Here is a 17,160-nt window from a genome sequence, read left to right as displayed (position 1 = left end):
CCAACGCATGGCAGGATCAAAACCTGCTGCCTTACCGCTTGGCGACGCCCCTGTAGAGTTGACGCTAATGCACGATCCGGTTCACGAAACCTCTGGGAGGTTATGGCAGGGGCGGCTGGATTCGAACCAACGCATGGCAGGATCAAAACCTGCTGCCTTACCGCTTGGCGACGCCCCTGTATCGTATAACCGAATGCTAGGCATTCCCTTCCGTTGCTAGTTTTTCGAGCTGCAGATGAGCCGGAGACCGATTGCAACCACGCGCGACGAAACTTGGCAGGGTGGCCGGAAGTTGGCGCGAGACTTTATCAGCATCGGCCCGATTTGGGAAGCTCCCAAATACACAAGCTCCGGTCCCGGTCATCCTGGCGTGAACAAAATTGTTCAGCAAGTTCAAAGCGTTACGCACTTCTGGGTAGCGCTTCTCGACAACCGGTTGGCAGTCGTTATGACCACCCCCCGCGGGAAGGCTGCGAACTGTAATGGCCGGGGTATTCCGTGTCAACTCGGGGTCGGCAAAAACTTCGGCGGTGCTGATGCTGACTTGCGGCACGGCCACCAGGTACCAGGGTTCGGGAAGCGTGACCGGCTGCAGGCGCTCGCCGACGCCTTCGGCAAAGGCCGCGCGGCCGCGCACGAACACCGGCACGTCGGCGCCCAGGCCCAGGCCCAGGGCGGCCAGGCGCTCCTCGTCCCAGCCCAGCCGCCACAGGTGGTTGAGGCCGAGCAGGGTGGTTGCCGCATCCGAGCTGCCACCGCCGATGCCGCCGCCCATGGGCAGGCGTTTGTCCAGCCAGATATCGGCACCCAGCGAGCAGCCGGCTTGCTGTTGCAGCTGGCGCGCGGCGCGCACGATCAGGTTGCTGTCGTGGGGCACGCCGGGAATCTCGCTGTGCAGGCGGATCTCGCCATCGCTGCGCGGGGCGAAACCCAGCAGGTCGCCGTGGTCGATGAACTGGAACAGGGTCTGCAGCTCGTGATAGCCGTCGGCGCGGCGCCCGAGGATGTGCAGCATCAGGTTGAGCTTGGCCGGGGCCGGCAGGATCAATTGTGCGTCATGCATGGCGGTGGCCTTACTGGCCGAGCTGGCGCGGTTGCCAGTCCTTGATCACCAGGGTCACGTCGAGGTTTTCGCCGTGCAGCTTGATGCGCTGGGGTAGGCTGTAGCCGTTCTGTTCGGCGTAGCTCAGGTACTCCACCTGCCAGCCATCCTGTTCCAGGCGGGCCAGCTGGCTGTTGGCGTCGAGGGTCACCCGGCTCCTGCTGTCCGGAGCGGGCAGGCCGCGTACCCACCACAGCAGGTGGGAGACCGGCAGGCGCCAGCCGAGCTGTTCTTCCAGCAGGGCTTCCGGCGATTCGGCTTCGTAGCGGCCCTGGTTGGCCACTTCCAGCAGGATCGCCCCGGGGCGGCCGGTCAGGCGCGCGGCGCCGCGGCCGAGCGGGCCGGACAGGCGGATGTCGTAGTAGTCCTGGCGCTGCAGCCAGAACAGCGTGCCGCTGCCGGAGTCCTTGGGCGCGCGGATGCCGACCTTGCCGTTGATCTGCCAGGCATCCAGGGCGCTGATCTGGGTCTTGTGGGCCTTCCACTGGGCGGCATTGCCCTGGCCTTCGATGGCTTCGCGGCTGGTGAAGCTGGTGCAGCCGCCGAGCAGGGCGAGCAGGGCGATGGCGATGAACTGACGGAGCATGGATCAGAGGGTCTCGGAGCCGGTGAGGCGCAGCAGGGTGCTGCGCAGGATGGCGCTGTCGGGCTGGGCCTTGAGGGCGGCGCCCCAGACCTTGCGGGCCTCGCGCTGCTTGCCCCGGGCCCAGAGGACTTCGCCCAGGTGGGCGGCCACTTCGTGGTCCGGGTATTTCTCCAGGGCCAGGCGCAGGTAGCACTCGGCTTCCTCCAGGTTGCCCAGGCGGAAGTTGACCCAGCCCAGGCTGTCGAGGGTGGCCGGGTCGTCCGGGTTGAGCTGGTGGGCCTTCTCGATCAGCGCCTTGGCCTCGGCGTAGCGCGTGGTGCGGTCGGCCAGGGTGTAGCCGAGGGCGTTCAGGGCGGTGGCGTTGTCCGGCTCGCGCTCGATGATGCTGCGCAGGTCCTTCTCCAGGCCGGGCAGGTCGCCGCGTTTCTCGGCGAGCATGGCGCGGGTGTAGATCAGGTTGGTGTCGCCGGGGAACTGCTGCAGCGCCTGCTGGATCAGTTGCCAGGCCTTTTCCAGCTGGCCGCGGTCGGCCAGGGCCTCGGATTCGATCAGGTACAGCTGGATGGCGTAGTCGGGCTGGCTTTCGCGGGCCCGGGCCAGGCGGCTGGCGGCTTCGTCGGCGCGCTGGCTGTCGAGCAGGATCTCGCTCTGCCGGGACTGGGCGGCGAGGTAGTCGTCGCCCGGGCCGACCAGGCCGTATTCGATCAGGGCGCTTTCCGGGTCGTCATTGCGCTCGTAGATGCGGCCCAGGTTGAAGTGGGCGGCGTCGGCATGGCTGCCGCGGGCGACCAGCTCTTCCAGGTAGATGGCTGCCTCGTCCCAGGCTTCGGCTTCGAGGCAGACCAGGGTCAGGGAGTAGCGCAGGTCGTCGTCGTCCGGGAACTGCTGGAGCAGGCCGGCGAACTCGGACTTGGCTTCTTCCAGGCGGCCCAGCTCGACCAGCTGGCGGGCGTAGGCCAGGCGCAGGCGCTTGTCGTCGGGGTGCTGCTCGATGCCTTTTTCCAGCAGCGGAATGGCCTCTTCGCCGCGCTGCAAACCTTGCAGCAGGCGCGCGCGCAGCAGCAGGGGCGGCACTTGCGTTTCGCTGGCGGCGTGGGCCTCAAGCAGCTCCAGGGCTTCCTGCGGGCGGCCGTCCTGGTGCAGCAGCAGGGCCTTGCCGAACAGCAGCTGGCCGTTCTCCGGGTGCTTCTGCAGCAGGCGGTCGAAGCTCTGCAGCAGGCCGCTGCGGGTGTCCGGGTCGGTTTCCGCGGCGGACAGGGCGAGGAAGTCGAAGTGGGTGTCGCCCTGGGCCTGCAGGACCTTCTCCATATACTGCATGGATTCGTCATAGCGCCCGCCGCGGGCCAGCTGCACGGCGGCGGCGCGCTGGGCGTCGAGGTTGTCCGGGGCGTTCTTGGCCCAGATCAGCGCGCTATCCAGGGCCGCCTGCTCGGCGCCGAGGTATTCGGCGATGCGGAAGGCGCGCTCTGCAACGCCGGGGTCCTGGGTCGCATTGGCCTGCTGTACATAGTTGCCGAGGGCGATGTCGAAGCGGTTGCGCTGCCCGGCCAGTTCGGCGGCGAGCAGCGAATACAGGGTTTCCTCGTTGAACGAGGCATACGCCTTGGGCTTTTCCGGGGCCGGGCTGGCCGCCGCGTCTTCGACCGGCGGAGCGCCATCGGGAGCGGAAGGGGCGAGGGTCTGGCAGCCGCCGACAAACATCAGGGCGGTCAGCAACGCTAAGGATTTATTCATGGGAAAGGGCGACTAACCTGCGGTGTCGGCATCATGACACAAGCGCTCTGGCAAGCCCAATGGGCCATGTCGGTTCCGCGAAGCGCTGGGCGCTAAGAATCTGTTTAGGCTCTTTTGAGCCAGAGCCAGGCAAGGCGTAACGACCACCAGGAGTAACAGCCGCAGGCTGGCCCGAAGGGTGAGCGCCAGCGAATCAATTGGGCGAGGGCGCGGAGTTTACGAGGTGTAAATGAGCAGTCCGAGCCCGATTTCAACACTGCATGGCCGACGATCAAGAGAGCCGAGGCAGGTTCTAGGGCGATGGGGGCAATGACCTGCGACAGTTGTTCTCGCCCCGGTGACGTAGGACAATTGCGCGCTTCCCCTATCCATTAGCGACCCTGCATGGCCTTCATTGCCCTCGGCATCAACCACAAGACCGCCTCGGTGGACGTCCGCGAGCGCGTGGCCTTCACCCCCGAGCAGCTGGTCGAGGCCTTGCAACAGCTGTGTCACGCCACCCTCAGCCGGGAGGCGGCGATCCTCTCCACCTGCAACCGCAGCGAGCTGTACCTGGAGCAGGAGCAGCTGTCGGCCGACGAAGTGCTGCAGTGGCTGGCCGACTATCACCAGCTGAACCTCGCCGAGCTGCGCGCCTGTGCCTATGTGCACCAGGACAACGAGGCGGTGCGGCACATGATGCGTGTCGCTTCCGGGCTGGATTCCATGGTTCTCGGCGAGCCGCAGATCCTTGGCCAGATGAAGTCCGCCTATGCCGTGGCGCGCGAGGCCGGCACCGTCGGCCCGCTGCTCGGCCGCCTGTTCCAGGCCACCTTCAGCACCGCCAAGACCGTGCGCACCGACACCGCCATCGGCGAGAACCCGGTGTCCGTGGCCTTCGCCGCGGTCAGCCTGGCCAAGCAGATCTTCGCCGACCTGCACCGCAGCCAGGCCCTGCTGATCGGCGCCGGCGAGACCATCAGCCTGGTCGCCCGCCACCTGCACGACCAGGGCATCAAGCGCATCGTCGTCGCCAACCGCACCCTGGAGCGCGCCAGCTCGCTGGCCGAGCAGTTCGGCGCGCATGCCATCCTGTTGGCCGATATTCCCGACGAGCTGATCAACAGCGACATCGTCATCAGTTCCACCGCCAGCCAGCTGCCGATCCTCGGCAAGGGCGCGGTGGAGCGGGCACTGAAGAAGCGCCGGCACAAGCCGATCTTCATGGTCGACATCGCCGTGCCGCGCGACATCGAGCCGGAAGTCGGCGAGCTGGACGACGTCTACCTGTATACCGTCGACGACCTGCACGAAGTCATCGAGGAAAACCTCAAGAGCCGCCAGGGCGCCGCCCAGGCCGCCGAGGAGCTGGTCAGCGCCGGTGCCGCCGACTTCATGCAGCGCCTGCGCGCGCTGGCCGCGGTGGATGTGCTCAAGGCCTACCGCCAGCAGGCCGAGCGCCTGCGCGACGACGAGCTGGCCAAGGCCCAGCGCCTGCTGAGCAATGGCGCCCCGGCCGACGAGGTGCTGGCCCAGCTGGCCCGCGGCCTGACCAACAAGCTGCTGCATGCGCCCAGCGTGCAGCTGAAGAAAATCTCCGCCGACGGCCGCCTCGATGCGCTGGCCGTGGCCCAGGAACTTTTTGCCCTCGACGAGGGCGAGCCGAAATCATGAAAGCGTCACTGTTGAACAAGCTGGACATCCTCCAGGACCGCTACGAGGAACTCACCGCGCTGCTCGGCGATGGCGAGGTAATCAGCAACCAGACCCAGTTCCGCGCCTATTCCAAGGAATACGCCGAGGTCGAGCCGGTGATCCTCGCCTACCGCGCGTTCTGCAAGGTGCAGGGCGATCTCGAAGGCGCCCAGGCGCTGCTCAAGGACAGCGACCCGGACCTGCGCGAAATGGCCGAGGAAGAAGTCGCCAGCGCCCGCGCGCAGCTGGAAGAGCTGGAGGGCCGCCTGCAGCGCATGCTGCTGCCGAAGGACCCGAAGGACGGGCGCAACGTGTTCCTCGAAATCCGCGCCGGCACCGGCGGCGACGAGGCGGCGATCTTTTCCGGCGACCTGTTCCGCATGTATTCGCGCTATGCCGAGCGCCAGGGCTGGCGCGTCGAGATCCTCTCGGAGAACCCGGGCGAACACGGTGGCTATAAGGAAGTGATCGCCCGCGTCGAGGGCGACAACGTCTACGCCAAGCTCAAGTTCGAGTCCGGTGCCCACCGCGTGCAGCGCGTGCCGGAAACCGAATCCCAGGGCCGCATCCACACCTCGGCCTGCACCGTGGCCATGTTGCCCGAGCCGGACGAACAGGCGGCGATCGAGATCAACCCGGCCGACCTGCGTGTCGACACCTACCGCGCTTCCGGGGCCGGCGGCCAGCACATCAACAAGACCGACTCGGCCGTGCGTATCACCCACCTGCCCACCGGCATGGTGGTCGAGTGCCAGGAAGAGCGCTCGCAGCACAAGAACCGCGCCCGCGCCCTGGCCTGGCTGGCGGCCAAGCTGCAGGACCAGCAGGACGCCGCCGCGCACAAGGAAATCTCCGAGACGCGCAAGCTGCTGGTCGGCTCCGGCGACCGCTCCGAGCGCATCCGCACCTACAACTTCCCCCAGGGGCGGGTCACCGATCACCGCATCAACCTGACCCTCTACGCCCTCGACGACGTACTGGCCGGTGGCGTGGAAGCGGTGATCGAGCCGCTGCTGCAGGAATTCCAGGCCGACCAGCTGGCCGCCCTGGGCGATTGAATCTGGGTGCCGGCCGTGGCGGCCCAGCCGCCGGCCCGTGCCACGTAGGGTGCGCCGCGCGCACCAGCGGGAACCACCGATGGCCACCATCGAGCAGTTGCTGAACCACCCCGACCTGCCCGACTCGCCCAGCGCTCGCCTGGACGCCGAACTGCTGCTGGCATTCGCCCTGGGCAAGCCGCGCAGCTACCTGCGCACCTGGCCCGAGCGCGAGCCGGCTGCCGAGCAGCAGGATGCCTTTGCCGCCATGTTGCAGCGCCGCCGCGGCGGCGAGCCGGTGGCCTATATCCTCGGCCAGCAGGGCTTCTGGAGCCTGGAGCTGGAGGTGGCGCCGCACACCCTGATCCCCCGTCCCGACACCGAACTGCTGGTGGAGACCGCCCTCGAACTGCTGCCGGCCACGCCGCTGCGCGCCCTCGACCTGGGCACCGGCACCGGCGCCATCGCCCTGGCCCTGGCCAGCGAGCGGCCGGGTTGGCGGGTCACCGGGGTGGACCGGGTGGCCGAGGCGGTGGCGCTGGCCGAGCGCAATCGCCAGCGCCTCAAGCTGAACAATGCCGAATTCCGCCCGAGCCAGTGGTTCAGTGCCCTGGCCGGCGAGCGCTATGGGCTGATCGTCAGCAACCCACCTTATATAGCCGCCGATGACCGTCACCTGGGCGAGGGCGATGTGCGCTTCGAGCCGGCCAGCGCCCTGGTCGCCGGCGTCGACGGCCTCGACGACATTCGCCAGATCATCGCCCAGGCGCCGCGGCATCTCGAACCGGGCGGCTGGCTGCTGCTGGAACACGGCTATGACCAGGCCGCGGCGGTGCGCGAGTTGCTGGCCGCCGCCGGCTTCGCGCGGGTGCACAGCCGCCGCGATCTGGGCGGGCATGAACGGATTTCCCTGGGGAGCCTGGGCACATGAGTGTGGAACTGAACGACGACGAACTGCTGCGCTACAGCCGGCAGATCCTCCTGCCGCAGATCGATATCGCCGGGCAGCTGCGCCTCAAGGGCAGCCGCGCGCTGATCGTCGGCCTCGGTGGCCTCGGCTCGCCGGTGGCGCTGTACCTGGCCGCGGCGGGGGTGGGCGAGCTGCACCTGGCCGACTTCGACACGGTCGACCTGACCAACCTGCAGCGGCAGATCATCCATGACGGCAGCCAGATCGGCGTGAGCAAGGTCGATTCGGCGATCAGTCGGCTGGCGGCGCTCAATCCGCAGATCCGCCTGCTGGCCCATCGCTCTGCCCTGGACGCCGACTCCCTGGCCGCCGCCGTGAGCGCGGTCGACCTGGTGCTGGATTGCTCGGACAACTTCACCACCCGCGAGGCGGTGAATGCCGCCTGCGTGGCCGCCGGCAAGCCGCTGGTCAGTGGCGCGGCGATCCGCCTGCAGGGCCAGCTCGCCGTGTTCGACCCGCGCCGCCCGGACAGCCCCTGCTACCACTGCCTGTTCGGCCATGGCGACGAGAGCGCGCTGACCTGCAGCGAGGCCGGCGTGGTCGGCCCGCTGGTCGGCCTGGTTGGCAGCCTGCAGGCGCTGGAGGCGCTCAAGCTGCTGGCCGGCTTCGGCGAGCCGCTGGTCGGCCGGCTGTTGCTGGTGGATGCCCTCGACTCGCGCTTTCGCGAGCTGCGCATCAAGCGCGACCCGGCCTGCAGCGTGTGTGGCGGGCGGCCGTGAGCAGCAACGCGGCGGTCGGCGTATTCGACTCCGGCGTCGGCGGCCTATCGGTGCTGCGCGAGATCCGAGCGCGCCTGCCGGACGAGTCGCTGCTGTATGTGGCCGACAGCGGCCATGTGCCCTATGGCGAGAAGAGTGCCGAGTTTATTCGCGAGAGAAGTCAGCGCATTGCCGAATTCCTCCTCGCCCAGGGCGCCAAGGCCCTGGTGCTGGCCTGCAACACCGCCACGGCGGCGGCAGTGGCCGAGCTGCGCGAACGTTATCCGCAGTTGCCCATCGTCGGCATGGAACCAGCGGTCAAGCCGGCGGCGGCCGCCACCCGCAGCGGCGTGGTCGGCGTGCTGGCCACTACCGGCACCCTGAAGAGCGCCAAGTTCGCCGCCTTGCTCGACCGTTTCGCCCATGATGTACGGGTGATCACCCAGCCCTGCCCAGGCCTGGTCGAGCAGATCGAGGCCGGCGAGCTGAACGGCCCGCGCACCCGCGAGCTGCTGCGCGGCTGGGTCGAGCCGCTGCTGGCCGAAGGCTGCGACACCCTGATTCTCGGCTGCACCCACTATCCGTTCATCAAGCCGCTGCTGCGCGAGCTGGTGGGCGAGGGCGTAAGCCTGGTGGATACCGGCGCGGCGGTGGCACGGCGCCTGCAACAATTGCTCGACCAGCGTCAGCTGCGCGCCGAGCCGGGCCGTGCCCTGCCGACCCGCCTGTGGTCCAGTGGCGACCCGCAGCAGTTGCAGCGGGTGCTGCCGGTACTGTGGGGCGAGGCGCTGAGCGTGCAGGCGTTGCCAGAGGCAGGCAAGGCTGAGTATTAATACTTAAGCCGCCTTCCACTGATAACAGCTGTTTCTATACTTCTGAATGAGCGTGGTTCAGCCCCATCATTCTTGGATACAGGACGTTTGTATGAACAAGATCCTCACCCTGGCTGCCGCTGCAGCCCTTGGCCTGAGCAGCTTGGCTGCGCAGGCGGTCGATTTCAGCGCCGCCGTTGGGCGCAGCGGCGAGTCCACCAATGTCTATCGCCTGGGCGCCCAGTGGAACTGGGACCGCAGCTGGATGCAGAGCGACGTCGGTCGCCTGACCGGCTACTGGGATGCCGGTTATACCTACTGGGACGGTGACAAGGCGGCCAGCAACCACAGCCTGTCGTTCACCCCGGTGTTCGTCTACGAGTTCGCCGGCGAAACGGTCAAGCCCTACCTCGAAGCCGGCATCGGCGTGGCCTTCTTCGACAGCACCGAGCTGGAAGAGCACGATCTCGGCTCCTCCTTCCAGTTCGAGGACCGCCTGGGCGCCGGCCTGCGCTTCTCCGGCCAGGAGATCGGCATCCGTGCGATGCACTACTCCAATGGCGGCATCAAGGAGCCGAACGATGGCGTGGAGACCTACACCCTGCATTACCGCCTGAGCTTCTAAGAACCTGTTTACGATCTGCTGCGCGTCGGCCATACCGCGTTATAACTGGCCTCGGGATGCTCATTTACAGCTCGTAAACTCCGCTCCCTCGGCCAGTTTTGCCTTGTCTGGCTCTAGCTCGCGAGATCGTAAGCAGGTTCTAACGGCTGGCGGGCATGAACAAACCGGGCCGATGGCCCGGTTTTTTATGGGCGCACATCGGGGCTAGCGGTAGATCGCGCCCATCCCGCGGCGCTCGTCGATGCACTCGGGGGAGCCCGTTTCGAACTCGCGGCAGATCAGCGGGCGCAGTTCGTAGATGGTGCAGCGCATGCTGTCGCGATCCAGCGCCGCGCACCAGCCATCGTCCAGACGGCGCATGACTTCGCCGCCCCAGTCGTCGGTGTCGATGAAACGCTGCGGCACGCCGGTATCGGTGATCAGCATGACCTCCAGCTGGCAGCAGCAGGCGGCGCAGTTGGAGCAGCTGACGCTGGGTTCGTTGGGGAGTTGGGTGAGGGGGATCTGACTCATGCCGTGGAGTTTACGGCAGGCCGGGATAGATGGCTCGCCTGGCCGACCGACGTGGTGCTGGGATAGTGCTGGGGCGTCAGGCTTTGCGATCGGACGCAGCACTTTCCTCGGCTTTGAACTACAGGTTTCGCCTCTCACGGCGAGTCACTTTTGCCAAACGCGGCAAAAGTAACCAAAAACGCTTGCCCCCTGCATCCGGGTCTCGCTGCGCTCGACTTCCCTCACTCCATCATCGTTCCAGGGGCCCGCCGCGAAGGGCCATCCCTGGCCCATCGCGGCTCTCGCGACATCCATGTCGCTCAACCCCTTGCACGATGATTGCGTTCGGCCTCCTGAAAGGGGGCGCTTGGAGTTGCCTGAAGGCTCGTATCAATCCAGGGGAGGACGCGAGCAAAAGCCGACAACACGCATCCTCTCGTAACTCGAAAGCCTCATGCGCGCAGACTCCCCGTCAGGAGGCCGAGCGTAGGTGTTGCGTAGGGGGACGAGCCGCATGGATTCGGCGAGAGGCTTAAAGGGCCAGGGATGGCCCTTGTAAGCCGGCCCCCGGAGCGGCACCGGAGGGAGGGGAGTTTCGCGTAGCGAAACCCGGATGTCGGGCGCGCTTTCTCTTTGGTTACTTTCTCTTTGCGCGCGCAAAGAGAAAGTGACTCGCCGTGAGAGGCGAAATCTGTAGTTCAAAGCCGAGGAAAGCGCTGCGATAAAAGTGCACTGCTAGCGCCCCCCCACGGCGGGGCATACCGATGAAATGCACAGACTCCTCGTAAGAAGGCCGAGCGTAGCGAAGTGAGGCAACCGGTAGGGCGAAACCTGTGGCTGAGCGCATCTCGGATTTTTGCTTCAATGTGAAGCTTTGGCTCGATACATCCCCGCAAACCCATTCACCACCACCATCACTCCCGCCCAGATCCCCGCCAGCAACAGCAGGGTCGGCCACAATCCCAGCGGCATGCCCACGCCCGCCAGTTTTGCGCCGCCCAGATAGGACAACGGCCCGGCCACCGCGCCGAGCAGGCTGCCCAGCCACCAGGGGCGGGCCGTCCAGGCCAGGCTGTGATTGAGCGTGGTGGCGAACAGCGCCCACAGCAGCGCCAGCCAGGCGGGGAGCAGCAGGCTGTCACCGGCGAAGTCGAAGACCCCCAGGTTGAGCAGGAAACTGTCCAGCGCCGCGCCGAACAGCATCACGCTGGCGACCAGGCGGCCTTCCTGGCGCCAGCTGGCAATCCAGAGGAAATGCGCCGCCAGGCACGCCAGGGCGACCAGCAGCAGCCAGGGGCGTTGTGCACCGAACACGCAGGCGAACCAGCCGATCTGGAACAGCGTGGCATTCAGCAGCAGCAGCGAGCGGGGCGGTGACAGCGGCATGGGCAGACCTTGGGCAAGGTGGTTAGTGTCGAAACGATAGGCCGTAGGGTGCGCCGCGCGCACCAGGGGCGCCAGTGCAAGGCTGTCGGTGCGCGCGGCGCACCCTACGGATCAGGCTCAGGCGTTGAAACGGCCGAGCAGCGGCGCCGGCACGGCTTTCTCCTTGGCCAGCAGCAATTGCGCGGTGCCGATGGTGCGTTCGAGGAAGCCGCCTTCGCAATAGCACAGGTAGAACTCCCACAGACGATAGAAATAATCGTCGTAGCCCAGCTGCTCCAGGGCCGGGCGGGCGTGGCGCAGGTTGTCGTGCCACAGGCGCAGGGTCTTGGCGTAGTGCAGGCCGAAGTCCTCCATGTGGTGCAGGTTCATGTCGGTCTCGCGGTTGATGATTTCCAGCATCTTGTGCACCGAGGGCAGCGCGCCGCCGGGGAAGATGTAGCGCTGGATGAAGTCCACCGAACGCTTGGCCTGCTCGTAGCGCTGGTCGCGGATGGTGATGGCCTGCAGCAGCATCAGCCCGTCGTCCTTGAGCAGGCGCGCGCACTGTTTGAAGTAGGTGGGCAGGAAGCGATGGCCGACCGCCTCGATCATCTCGATCGACACCAGCTTGTCGTACTGGCCGGTCAGGTCGCGGTAGTCCTCCAGCAGCAGGGTGACGCGCTCCTGCAGGCCCTGTTCCTCGATGCGCCGCTGGGTGTAGGCGAACTGCTCCTTCGACAGGGTCGTGGTGGTGACCTTGCAGCCGTAGTGGCTGGCCGCATAGATGGCCATGCTGCCCCAGCCGGTGCCGATCTCCAGCAGGTGGTCGCCGGGCTTGAGCTGCAGCTTCTGGCAGATGCGTTCGAGCTTGTTCAACTGCGCCTGTTCCAGGCTGTCGTCTTCACCCTCGAACATCGCCGCCGAGTACATCATGGTCGGGTCGAGGAACTGCTCGAACAGCGCGTTGCCGAGGTCGTAGTGGGCGGCGATGTTCTTCTGCGAGCCCTTGCGGGTGTTGCGGTTGAGCCAGTGCAGGCCCTGGATCAGCGGACGACCGAGGCGGGCCAGGCCGCCTTCCATGGCATCCAGCACATCGAGGTTGCTGACGAACACGCGGATCACCGCGGTCAGGTCCGGGGTGCTCCAGTAGCCGTGGATATAGGCCTCGCCGGAACCGATCGAACCGTTGCCGGCGACCAGGCCCCACACGGCCGGGTCGTGCACGTGGATCTCCGCATGCAGCGGTGAGCCGGCCTGGCCGAACAGCAGGCGCTCGCCGTTTTCGAAGACGGCCAGTTGGCCATGGCGCAACTGGCCGAGCTGGCGCAGTACCGCGCTGCGCAGCAGGCTGGCGCCCAGGCCGCTGCCGGCACGCACGCTGGATTTTGCAGAGGTCAGGCTAGGGCTTTTCATGGCGAGGCTCCTGATCAGAGGGGCTGGCTACGCGGTATTCACCTTGCGCGGCTTGATGGGAAAATATCGGCAGGCGTTTGAGCAGCAGGCGCAGGGCCTGCCAGTAGATGCCGAGCACGGTTTTGCCGGTCATCCAGGGAAAACTCAGCAGGTGGCGGTGCAGGCTGGCGCGGCTGAGGGCCTGGCGCTGCAGGCCGAGGCTGGCGACGAACAGGCGCTCCTCGCCCTGCCAGTCTTCCATCTGGATGCTCAGGCGCTCGTCCGGCAGGTTGAAGCGCATGCGGTATTCCAGCTCGCGCGGCAGGAACGGCGAAACGTGGAAGGCCTTGGCCACGGCGAAGTGTTGAACCCCTTCACCGCCGGCCGGCAGCACGTAGTGATAGCGCTCGCGCCAGGGCGTGTTGCTGACCTCGCAGAGGATCGCCGCCAGGCGCCCGTCGGCTTCGTAGCAGTAGTAGAAACTCGCCGGGTTGAAGGCCAGGCCCCAGCTACGCGGCTGGGTCAGCAGGCACACGCGTCCGTCCGGCACGCGGCCGAGGGCCTCGCCGATGCGCTGGCGCACCGCGTCGATCAGGCGCATGCCCTGGCGGGTGAACTGTGGCAGGTAGTCGGTTTCGCGGAAGGCGAACGGGGCGAAGCGCCCGCGCCCGGCCAGGGGTGACAGGGCCAGCACGGCGTCCTGTTCGTCGAGGTCGAGAAACAACATGCCCATGCGATAGCGGAAGTCGTGGCCACGCGGCAGGAAGCGCCGGTGGCCGACCCAGCCGCTGTACAGGGCGCTGTTCACAGGCGCTCCCCGAAGGCTTCGGCGACGCGCAGGGCACTGACCACGCCGTCTTCATGGAAGCCGTTGGCCCAGTAGGCGCCGCAGAAGTGGCTGTGCTGCACGCCGCTGATCTCGCTCCAGCGTGCCTGCGCGGCGATGCCGGCCAGGCTGTACTGCGGATGGGCGTAGCGGTAGCGGCCGAGGATCTTCGCCGGGTCGATGGCGGCGGTCTGGTTGAGGCTGACGCAGAAGGTGTGCGGCGCCTGGATGCCCTGCAGGATGTTCATGTTGTAGGTGACGGCGGCAGGTTGTTCTGCCGGGCCACCCAGGCGGTAGTTCCAGCTGGCCCAGGCCAGCGGGCGGTCGGGCAGCAGGCGGGTATCGGTGTGCAGCACCACGTCGTTGTCGGCGTAGCGCAGGTCACCGAGGATCTCCCGTTCGGTCTGGCTCGGCTCGGCCAGCAGGGCCAGGGCCTGGTCGCTGTGGCAGGCGAACACCACCTGGTCGAAACGTTCGGCACCAAAGGCGCTGTGTACGGTAACGCCCTCGGCATCGCGCTCGACGCGTTGCACCGGGCAGTTCAGGCGGATCTTCTCGGCAAAGCTGGCGCTCAGCGGCGCCACATAGCTGCGCGAGCCGCCGCTGACCACGTGCCACTGCGGACGGTTGCTGACCGACAGCAGGCCGTGGTTCTTGAAGAAGCGCACGAAGAACTGCAACGGGAAACCGAGCATGTCGGCCAGCGACATGGACCAGATCGCCGCGCCCATCGGCACGATGTAATGGTCGATGAAGCGCTGGCCGTAGCCGCGCTGCTGCAGGTAGGTGCCGAGGGTGGTGTCGGCGGCGATGCGCTGTTCGGCGAGGTCGCCGAGGGCTTCCTTGTTGAAGCGCAGGATGTCGCTGATCATGCCCCAGAAGCGCGGCGACAACAGGTTGCTGCGCTGGGCGAACAGGCTGTTGAGGGTGTTGCCGTTGTACTCGCTGCCGGTCGCTGGGTCATGCACCGAGAAGCTCATTTCGGTGGGCTGCGAGGCGACGCCGAGCTGGCCGAGCAGCTTGATGAAGTTGGGGTAGGTCCAGTCGTTGAACACGATGAAACCGGTGTCGATGGCGTAGTCACGCCCGTCGACCTGGACGTCGACGGTGTGGGTGTGGCCGCCGACCCAGTCGCTGGCCTCGAACACACAGATGTCGTGCTGGCGATTGAGCAGGTAGGCACTGGTCAGACCGGCGATACCGCTGCCGATGATGGCAATTTTCATGCATTGGATTCCGCGTTGGAGGTACGTGCCATGCGCTTGCCGATGGCCAGTTGCAGGCCCTTGGGCAGGTGACCCAGCAGTTTCAATGTGGCGATAAACGGGCCGGGGAAGGCGATTTCGTAGGGCCGCTTGTCCAGGCGCTCGACGATGTGCCGGGCGGCTTTCTCGACCGGCCAGCGCATCGGCATGGGGAAGTCGTTTTTCTGCGTCAGCGGGGTGTCGACGAAGCCCGGGCTGACCAGGGTGACGGCGATGCCCTCGGCGGCCAGGTCGATGCGCAGGGTCTCGAACAGGTAGCGCATGGCCGCCTTCGACGCGCCGTAGGCTTCTGCGCGCGGCAGCGGCAGGTAGGTCACCGAGCTGCCGACGCCAACCAGGTGCGGCTGGGCGCTCTGCCGTAGCAGCGGCAGGGCGGCTTCGATGCAATAGCTGGCGGAGAACAGGTTGGCGCGCATCACCCGTTCGATCATCGCCGCCTCGAAATGGTGGGTGTCCACGTACTCGCAGGTGCCGGCATTGAGGATCACCGTGTCGAGCACGCCCCAGTGCTCGCGGATGCGCTCGCCGATGGCCATGACCTGTTCGGCATCGCTGAGGTCGCCGGGCGCCAGCAGCACTTGCTGCGGGAAGCGTTCGGCGAGGGCATGCAGGGCGCCGGCATTGCGCGCACTGACGGCCAGGTGATGGCCCTGGTGCAGGAGGATTTCCGCCAGGGCAGCGCCGATCCCGCTGCTGGCGCCGGTCAGCCAGATACGCTTCATGCCAGTCTCCCTTTCAGCCACGCAATCACCCGGCCGAGGATCGGCAGGTGTTCATAGAGCAGGGCGCCGGCATCGAAGTAATCGCGATGCTGGTAGACCTTGTCGCGCCAGCGCAGGTGCGAACAGCCTTCGACGCGGATCAGTTCGCCGCCACGCAGGCGCGGATGGCGATAGCTCATGGTCCAGCGCAGGTAGCCTTCGCCCTCGGCGCTCTGGTCGAAGCCATAGAAGTCGAAGCGCAGCTCGCTGACGTTGGCGTACAGCTCGCCGAAGTAGCCGCGTACCGCCGGCAGGCCGCGTACCTCGTGCAGCGGGTCGCGGAACAGGATGTCGTCGCTGTACAGCTCGCGCAGGCGGTCGAGGTTGCTGGCATCCAGGCCGGCGAAGCGTTCGGCGAACTGGCGGAGGAAGTCAGCCATGGGCGGCCTCCAGCTGCGGCAGGTTCTTGAAGGCGGCCAGGGCACGCTCGCGCGAGCGGGCCAGGTCGACGATCGGCCGTGGGTAGTCGGCCAGGCCGAACAGCCCGCCCATGGCCGCCGGGTTGTGGATGTCGCGCTTGTTCAGGCCGACCAGCTCCGGCACCCAGTGGCGGATGAAGCGCCCGTCCGGATCGAATTTCTGCGACTGGCTGAGCGGGTTGAAGATGCGGAAGTAGGGCACCGAGTCAGTGCCGGTGGACGAGCTCCACTGCCAGCCGCCGTTGTTGGCGGCCAGGTCGCCGTCGATCAGGTGGCGCATGAAGAAGCGCTCACCCTCGCGCCAGTCGATCAGCAGGTTCTTGGTCAGGAACATCGCCACCACCATGCGCAGGCGGTTGTGCATCCAGCCGGTGGCCAGCAGCTGGCGCATGGCCGCGTCGATGATCGGGATGCCGGTGCGGCCCTCCTGCCAGGCGGCCAGCTCGTCCGGTGCGTGGCGCCAGGGAAGCGCTTCGGTTTCCGGGCGGAAGGCGCGATGGCGGCTGACGCGCGGGTAGCCGACCAGGATGTGCTTGTAGAACTCGCGCCAGAGCAGTTCGTTGATCCAGGTGATGACGCCCTGGCTGCCGCTGTCGAACTCGCCGTGATTGTGGCGCAGCGCGGCATGCAGGCACTGGCGCGGCGACAGCACGCCGGCGGCCAGGTAGGCGGCCAGCTGGCTGGTGCCGGGCAGGGCGGGGAAGTCGCGCTGGTTGTGGTAGGCGTCGAGCTGTTCGTCGGCAAAGCGCGCCAGGCGTTCGCTGGCCGCGGCTGCACCGGCCGGCCAGAGCTGGCGCAGGCTGTCGCTGGGGCTGGCAAAACCCTCGACCGCGCTCGGCACGGCGTCGCTGGTGATATCCAGCGGCGCTTGCGCCGACGGGGTGCCGAGCAGGGCCGGCAGGGCCGTGTGCAGGCGCTGGTAACAGACCTTGCGGAACTGGCTGTAGACCTGGAAGTAGCCGCCGGACTTGGTCAGCACGCTGCCAGGCTGGAACAGCAACTGGTCGAGGTGATGGCGAAACTGCACGCCTTGCTGCCCGAGGCGCGCGGCCACGGCCTGGTCGCGCTGGCTTTCGTGGATGCCGTATTCCTCGTTGACCTGCACACAGTCGATGCGCCGCTCGTGGCACAGCTCGGCAAGTACGGCGGGGGCATCGCGCCAGTGCGGCGCCGAGCGAATCAGCAGCGGCACATTGAGCGTCGCCAGCTCGGCAGACAGCTCGCGCAGGTTGCGCAGCCAGAAGTCGACCTTGCACGGCGCGTCGTCATGCTCCAGCCACTGCTGCGGGCTGAGCAGGTACAGGGCGATGGTCGGCCCGGCGGCCATCGCGGCCGTCAGGGCGGTGTTGTCCTGTACGCGCAGGTCGCTGCGCAGCCAGATCAGTTGACGCATGGGCATTCC

General features: G+C 66.9%; 17 protein-coding genes and 2 tRNA genes (1 of these 19 only partly in view). 6 read left to right on the top strand and 13 right to left on the bottom strand.

Going from position 1 to position 17,160, the window contains the following annotated elements; all coding sequences use genetic code 11:
* The 5 genes from F3I16_RS21100 to F3I16_RS17290 form a co-directional block, all read right to left on the bottom strand.
* A tRNA-Gln gene (locus F3I16_RS21100) sits at positions 1-52 on the bottom strand (it extends 123 nt beyond the left edge of the window).
* 51 nt (positions 53-103) lie between these two features.
* Positions 104-178, bottom strand: a tRNA-Gln gene (locus tag F3I16_RS17305).
* A gap of 18 nt (positions 179-196) precedes the next feature.
* A complete protein-coding gene (ispE, locus tag F3I16_RS17300) occupies positions 197-1,063 on the bottom strand; it encodes a 4-(cytidine 5'-diphospho)-2-C-methyl-D-erythritol kinase (protein WP_160494797.1) in 867 nt (288 codons plus the stop codon).
* Positions 1,064-1,073: 10 nt separating this feature from the next.
* Entirely contained in the window at positions 1,074-1,688 is a 615-nt protein-coding gene (lolB, locus tag F3I16_RS17295; RefSeq protein ID WP_160494796.1) for a lipoprotein insertase outer membrane protein LolB, read from the bottom strand.
* A 3-nt stretch (positions 1,689-1,691) separates the two neighbouring features.
* Positions 1,692-3,422 carry a tetratricopeptide repeat protein gene (locus tag F3I16_RS17290; protein ID WP_160494795.1) on the bottom strand — a complete coding sequence of 577 codons (1,731 nt, stop codon included), beginning with the start codon at positions 3,420-3,422 and terminating at the stop codon, positions 1,692-1,694.
* Between the two features lie 384 nt (positions 3,423-3,806).
* On the opposite strand from F3I16_RS17290, the gene hemA reads away from it, so the two are divergent.
* The 6 genes from hemA (at position 3,807) to F3I16_RS17260 (ending at position 9,238) form a co-directional block, all read left to right on the top strand.
* Positions 3,807-5,075 carry a glutamyl-tRNA reductase gene (gene hemA / locus F3I16_RS17285; RefSeq protein ID WP_160494794.1) on the top strand — a complete coding sequence of 423 codons (1,269 nt, stop codon included), beginning with the start codon at positions 3,807-3,809 and terminating at the stop codon, positions 5,073-5,075.
* Positions 5,072-6,154: a peptide chain release factor 1 gene (gene prfA, locus F3I16_RS17280; protein ID WP_160494793.1), complete on the top strand. Its 1,083-nt coding sequence runs from the start codon at positions 5,072-5,074 to the stop codon at positions 6,152-6,154. Before hemA ends, prfA begins: the two co-directional genes overlap by 4 nt.
* A gap of 79 nt (positions 6,155-6,233) precedes the next feature.
* Positions 6,234-7,064, top strand: a complete 831-nt coding sequence (prmC, locus tag F3I16_RS17275; protein ID WP_160494792.1) for a peptide chain release factor N(5)-glutamine methyltransferase — start codon at positions 6,234-6,236, stop codon at positions 7,062-7,064.
* Positions 7,061-7,822: a molybdopterin-synthase adenylyltransferase MoeB gene (locus tag F3I16_RS17270; protein ID WP_160494791.1), complete on the top strand. Its 762-nt coding sequence runs from the start codon at positions 7,061-7,063 to the stop codon at positions 7,820-7,822. The genes prmC and F3I16_RS17270 overlap by 4 nt, the downstream gene beginning before the upstream one ends.
* Positions 7,819-8,634 (top strand): glutamate racemase, encoded by an 816-nt coding sequence (murI, locus tag F3I16_RS17265; protein ID WP_160494790.1) that lies wholly within the window; start codon positions 7,819-7,821, stop codon positions 8,632-8,634. The genes F3I16_RS17270 and murI overlap by 4 nt, the downstream gene beginning before the upstream one ends.
* Positions 8,635-8,725: 91 nt before the next feature.
* On the top strand, positions 8,726-9,238 hold the full coding sequence (locus F3I16_RS17260) for an acyloxyacyl hydrolase (RefSeq protein WP_160078589.1): 513 nt from the start codon (positions 8,726-8,728) through the stop codon (positions 9,236-9,238).
* 204 nt (positions 9,239-9,442) lie between these two features.
* Here F3I16_RS17260 and F3I16_RS17255 read toward each other — a convergent pair whose 3' ends face one another.
* The 8 genes from F3I16_RS17255 to phrB form a co-directional block, all read right to left on the bottom strand.
* Positions 9,443-9,751: a YkgJ family cysteine cluster protein gene (locus F3I16_RS17255; protein ID WP_160494789.1), complete on the bottom strand. Its 309-nt coding sequence runs from the start codon at positions 9,749-9,751 to the stop codon at positions 9,443-9,445.
* An 840-nt stretch (positions 9,752-10,591) separates the two neighbouring features.
* Positions 10,592-11,116, bottom strand: coding sequence for a DUF2878 domain-containing protein (locus F3I16_RS17250; RefSeq protein WP_160494788.1), 525 nt, complete (start codon positions 11,114-11,116; stop codon positions 10,592-10,594).
* Between the two features lie 117 nt (positions 11,117-11,233).
* Positions 11,234-12,508: a cyclopropane-fatty-acyl-phospholipid synthase family protein gene (locus F3I16_RS17245; protein ID WP_160494787.1), complete on the bottom strand. Its 1,275-nt coding sequence runs from the start codon at positions 12,506-12,508 to the stop codon at positions 11,234-11,236.
* Positions 12,495-13,295 carry a DUF1365 domain-containing protein gene (locus F3I16_RS17240; RefSeq protein WP_160494786.1) on the bottom strand — a complete coding sequence of 267 codons (801 nt, stop codon included), beginning with the start codon at positions 13,293-13,295 and terminating at the stop codon, positions 12,495-12,497. Before F3I16_RS17240 ends, F3I16_RS17245 begins: the two co-directional genes overlap by 14 nt.
* Positions 13,292-14,539 (bottom strand): NAD(P)/FAD-dependent oxidoreductase, encoded by a 1,248-nt coding sequence (locus F3I16_RS17235; protein ID WP_160494785.1) that lies wholly within the window; start codon positions 14,537-14,539, stop codon positions 13,292-13,294. Before F3I16_RS17235 ends, F3I16_RS17240 begins: the two co-directional genes overlap by 4 nt.
* Complete coding sequence (locus tag F3I16_RS17230; RefSeq protein WP_160494784.1) at positions 14,536-15,300, bottom strand: SDR family oxidoreductase; 765 nt, start codon at positions 15,298-15,300, stop codon at positions 14,536-14,538. The genes F3I16_RS17235 and F3I16_RS17230 overlap by 4 nt, the downstream gene beginning before the upstream one ends.
* Entirely contained in the window at positions 15,297-15,719 is a 423-nt protein-coding gene (locus F3I16_RS17225) for a nuclear transport factor 2 family protein (RefSeq protein WP_160494783.1), read from the bottom strand. Before F3I16_RS17225 ends, F3I16_RS17230 begins: the two co-directional genes overlap by 4 nt.
* Positions 15,712-17,151, bottom strand: coding sequence for a deoxyribodipyrimidine photo-lyase (phrB, locus tag F3I16_RS17220; protein WP_160494782.1), 1,440 nt, complete (start codon positions 17,149-17,151; stop codon positions 15,712-15,714). Before phrB ends, F3I16_RS17225 begins: the two co-directional genes overlap by 8 nt.
* Positions 17,152-17,160 lie beyond the last annotated feature (9 nt).

Origin of the sequence: Pseudomonas sp. L-22-4S-12 (assembly GCF_009799935.1) — a bacterium.
Classification (GTDB): domain Bacteria; phylum Pseudomonadota; class Gammaproteobacteria; order Pseudomonadales; family Pseudomonadaceae; genus Aquipseudomonas.
This window is presented reverse-complemented; position numbering and strand designations above follow the sequence as displayed.

Bases quoted from the DNA above. Each gene is read 5' to 3' on its own strand.
- ispE (WP_160494797.1), bottom strand. From the start codon at position 1,063: ATGCATGACGCACAATTGATCCTGCCGGCCCCGGCCAAGCTCAACCTG.
- lolB (WP_160494796.1), bottom strand. From the start codon at position 1,688: ATGCTCCGTCAGTTCATCGCCATCGCCCTGCTCGCCCTGCTCGGCGGC.
- F3I16_RS17290 (WP_160494795.1), bottom strand. From the start codon at position 3,422: ATGAATAAATCCTTAGCGTTGCTGACCGCCCTGATGTTTGTCGGCGGC.
- hemA (WP_160494794.1), top strand. From the start codon at position 3,807: ATGGCCTTCATTGCCCTCGGCATCAACCACAAGACCGCCTCGGTGGAC.
- prfA (WP_160494793.1), top strand. From the start codon at position 5,072: ATGAAAGCGTCACTGTTGAACAAGCTGGACATCCTCCAGGACCGCTAC.
- prmC (WP_160494792.1), top strand. From the start codon at position 6,234: ATGGCCACCATCGAGCAGTTGCTGAACCACCCCGACCTGCCCGACTCG.
- F3I16_RS17270 (WP_160494791.1), top strand. From the start codon at position 7,061: ATGAGTGTGGAACTGAACGACGACGAACTGCTGCGCTACAGCCGGCAG.
- F3I16_RS17260 (WP_160078589.1), top strand. From the start codon at position 8,726: ATGAACAAGATCCTCACCCTGGCTGCCGCTGCAGCCCTTGGCCTGAGC.
- F3I16_RS17255 (WP_160494789.1), bottom strand. From the start codon at position 9,751: ATGAGTCAGATCCCCCTCACCCAACTCCCCAACGAACCCAGCGTCAGC.
- F3I16_RS17250 (WP_160494788.1), bottom strand. From the start codon at position 11,116: ATGCCGCTGTCACCGCCCCGCTCGCTGCTGCTGCTGAATGCCACGCTG.
- F3I16_RS17245 (WP_160494787.1), bottom strand. From the start codon at position 12,508: ATGAAAAGCCCTAGCCTGACCTCTGCAAAATCCAGCGTGCGTGCCGGC.
- F3I16_RS17235 (WP_160494785.1), bottom strand. From the start codon at position 14,539: ATGAAAATTGCCATCATCGGCAGCGGTATCGCCGGTCTGACCAGTGCC.
- F3I16_RS17230 (WP_160494784.1), bottom strand. From the start codon at position 15,300: ATGAAGCGTATCTGGCTGACCGGCGCCAGCAGCGGGATCGGCGCTGCC.
- F3I16_RS17225 (WP_160494783.1), bottom strand. From the start codon at position 15,719: ATGGCTGACTTCCTCCGCCAGTTCGCCGAACGCTTCGCCGGCCTGGAT.
- phrB (WP_160494782.1), bottom strand. From the start codon at position 17,151: ATGCGTCAACTGATCTGGCTGCGCAGCGACCTGCGCGTACAGGACAAC.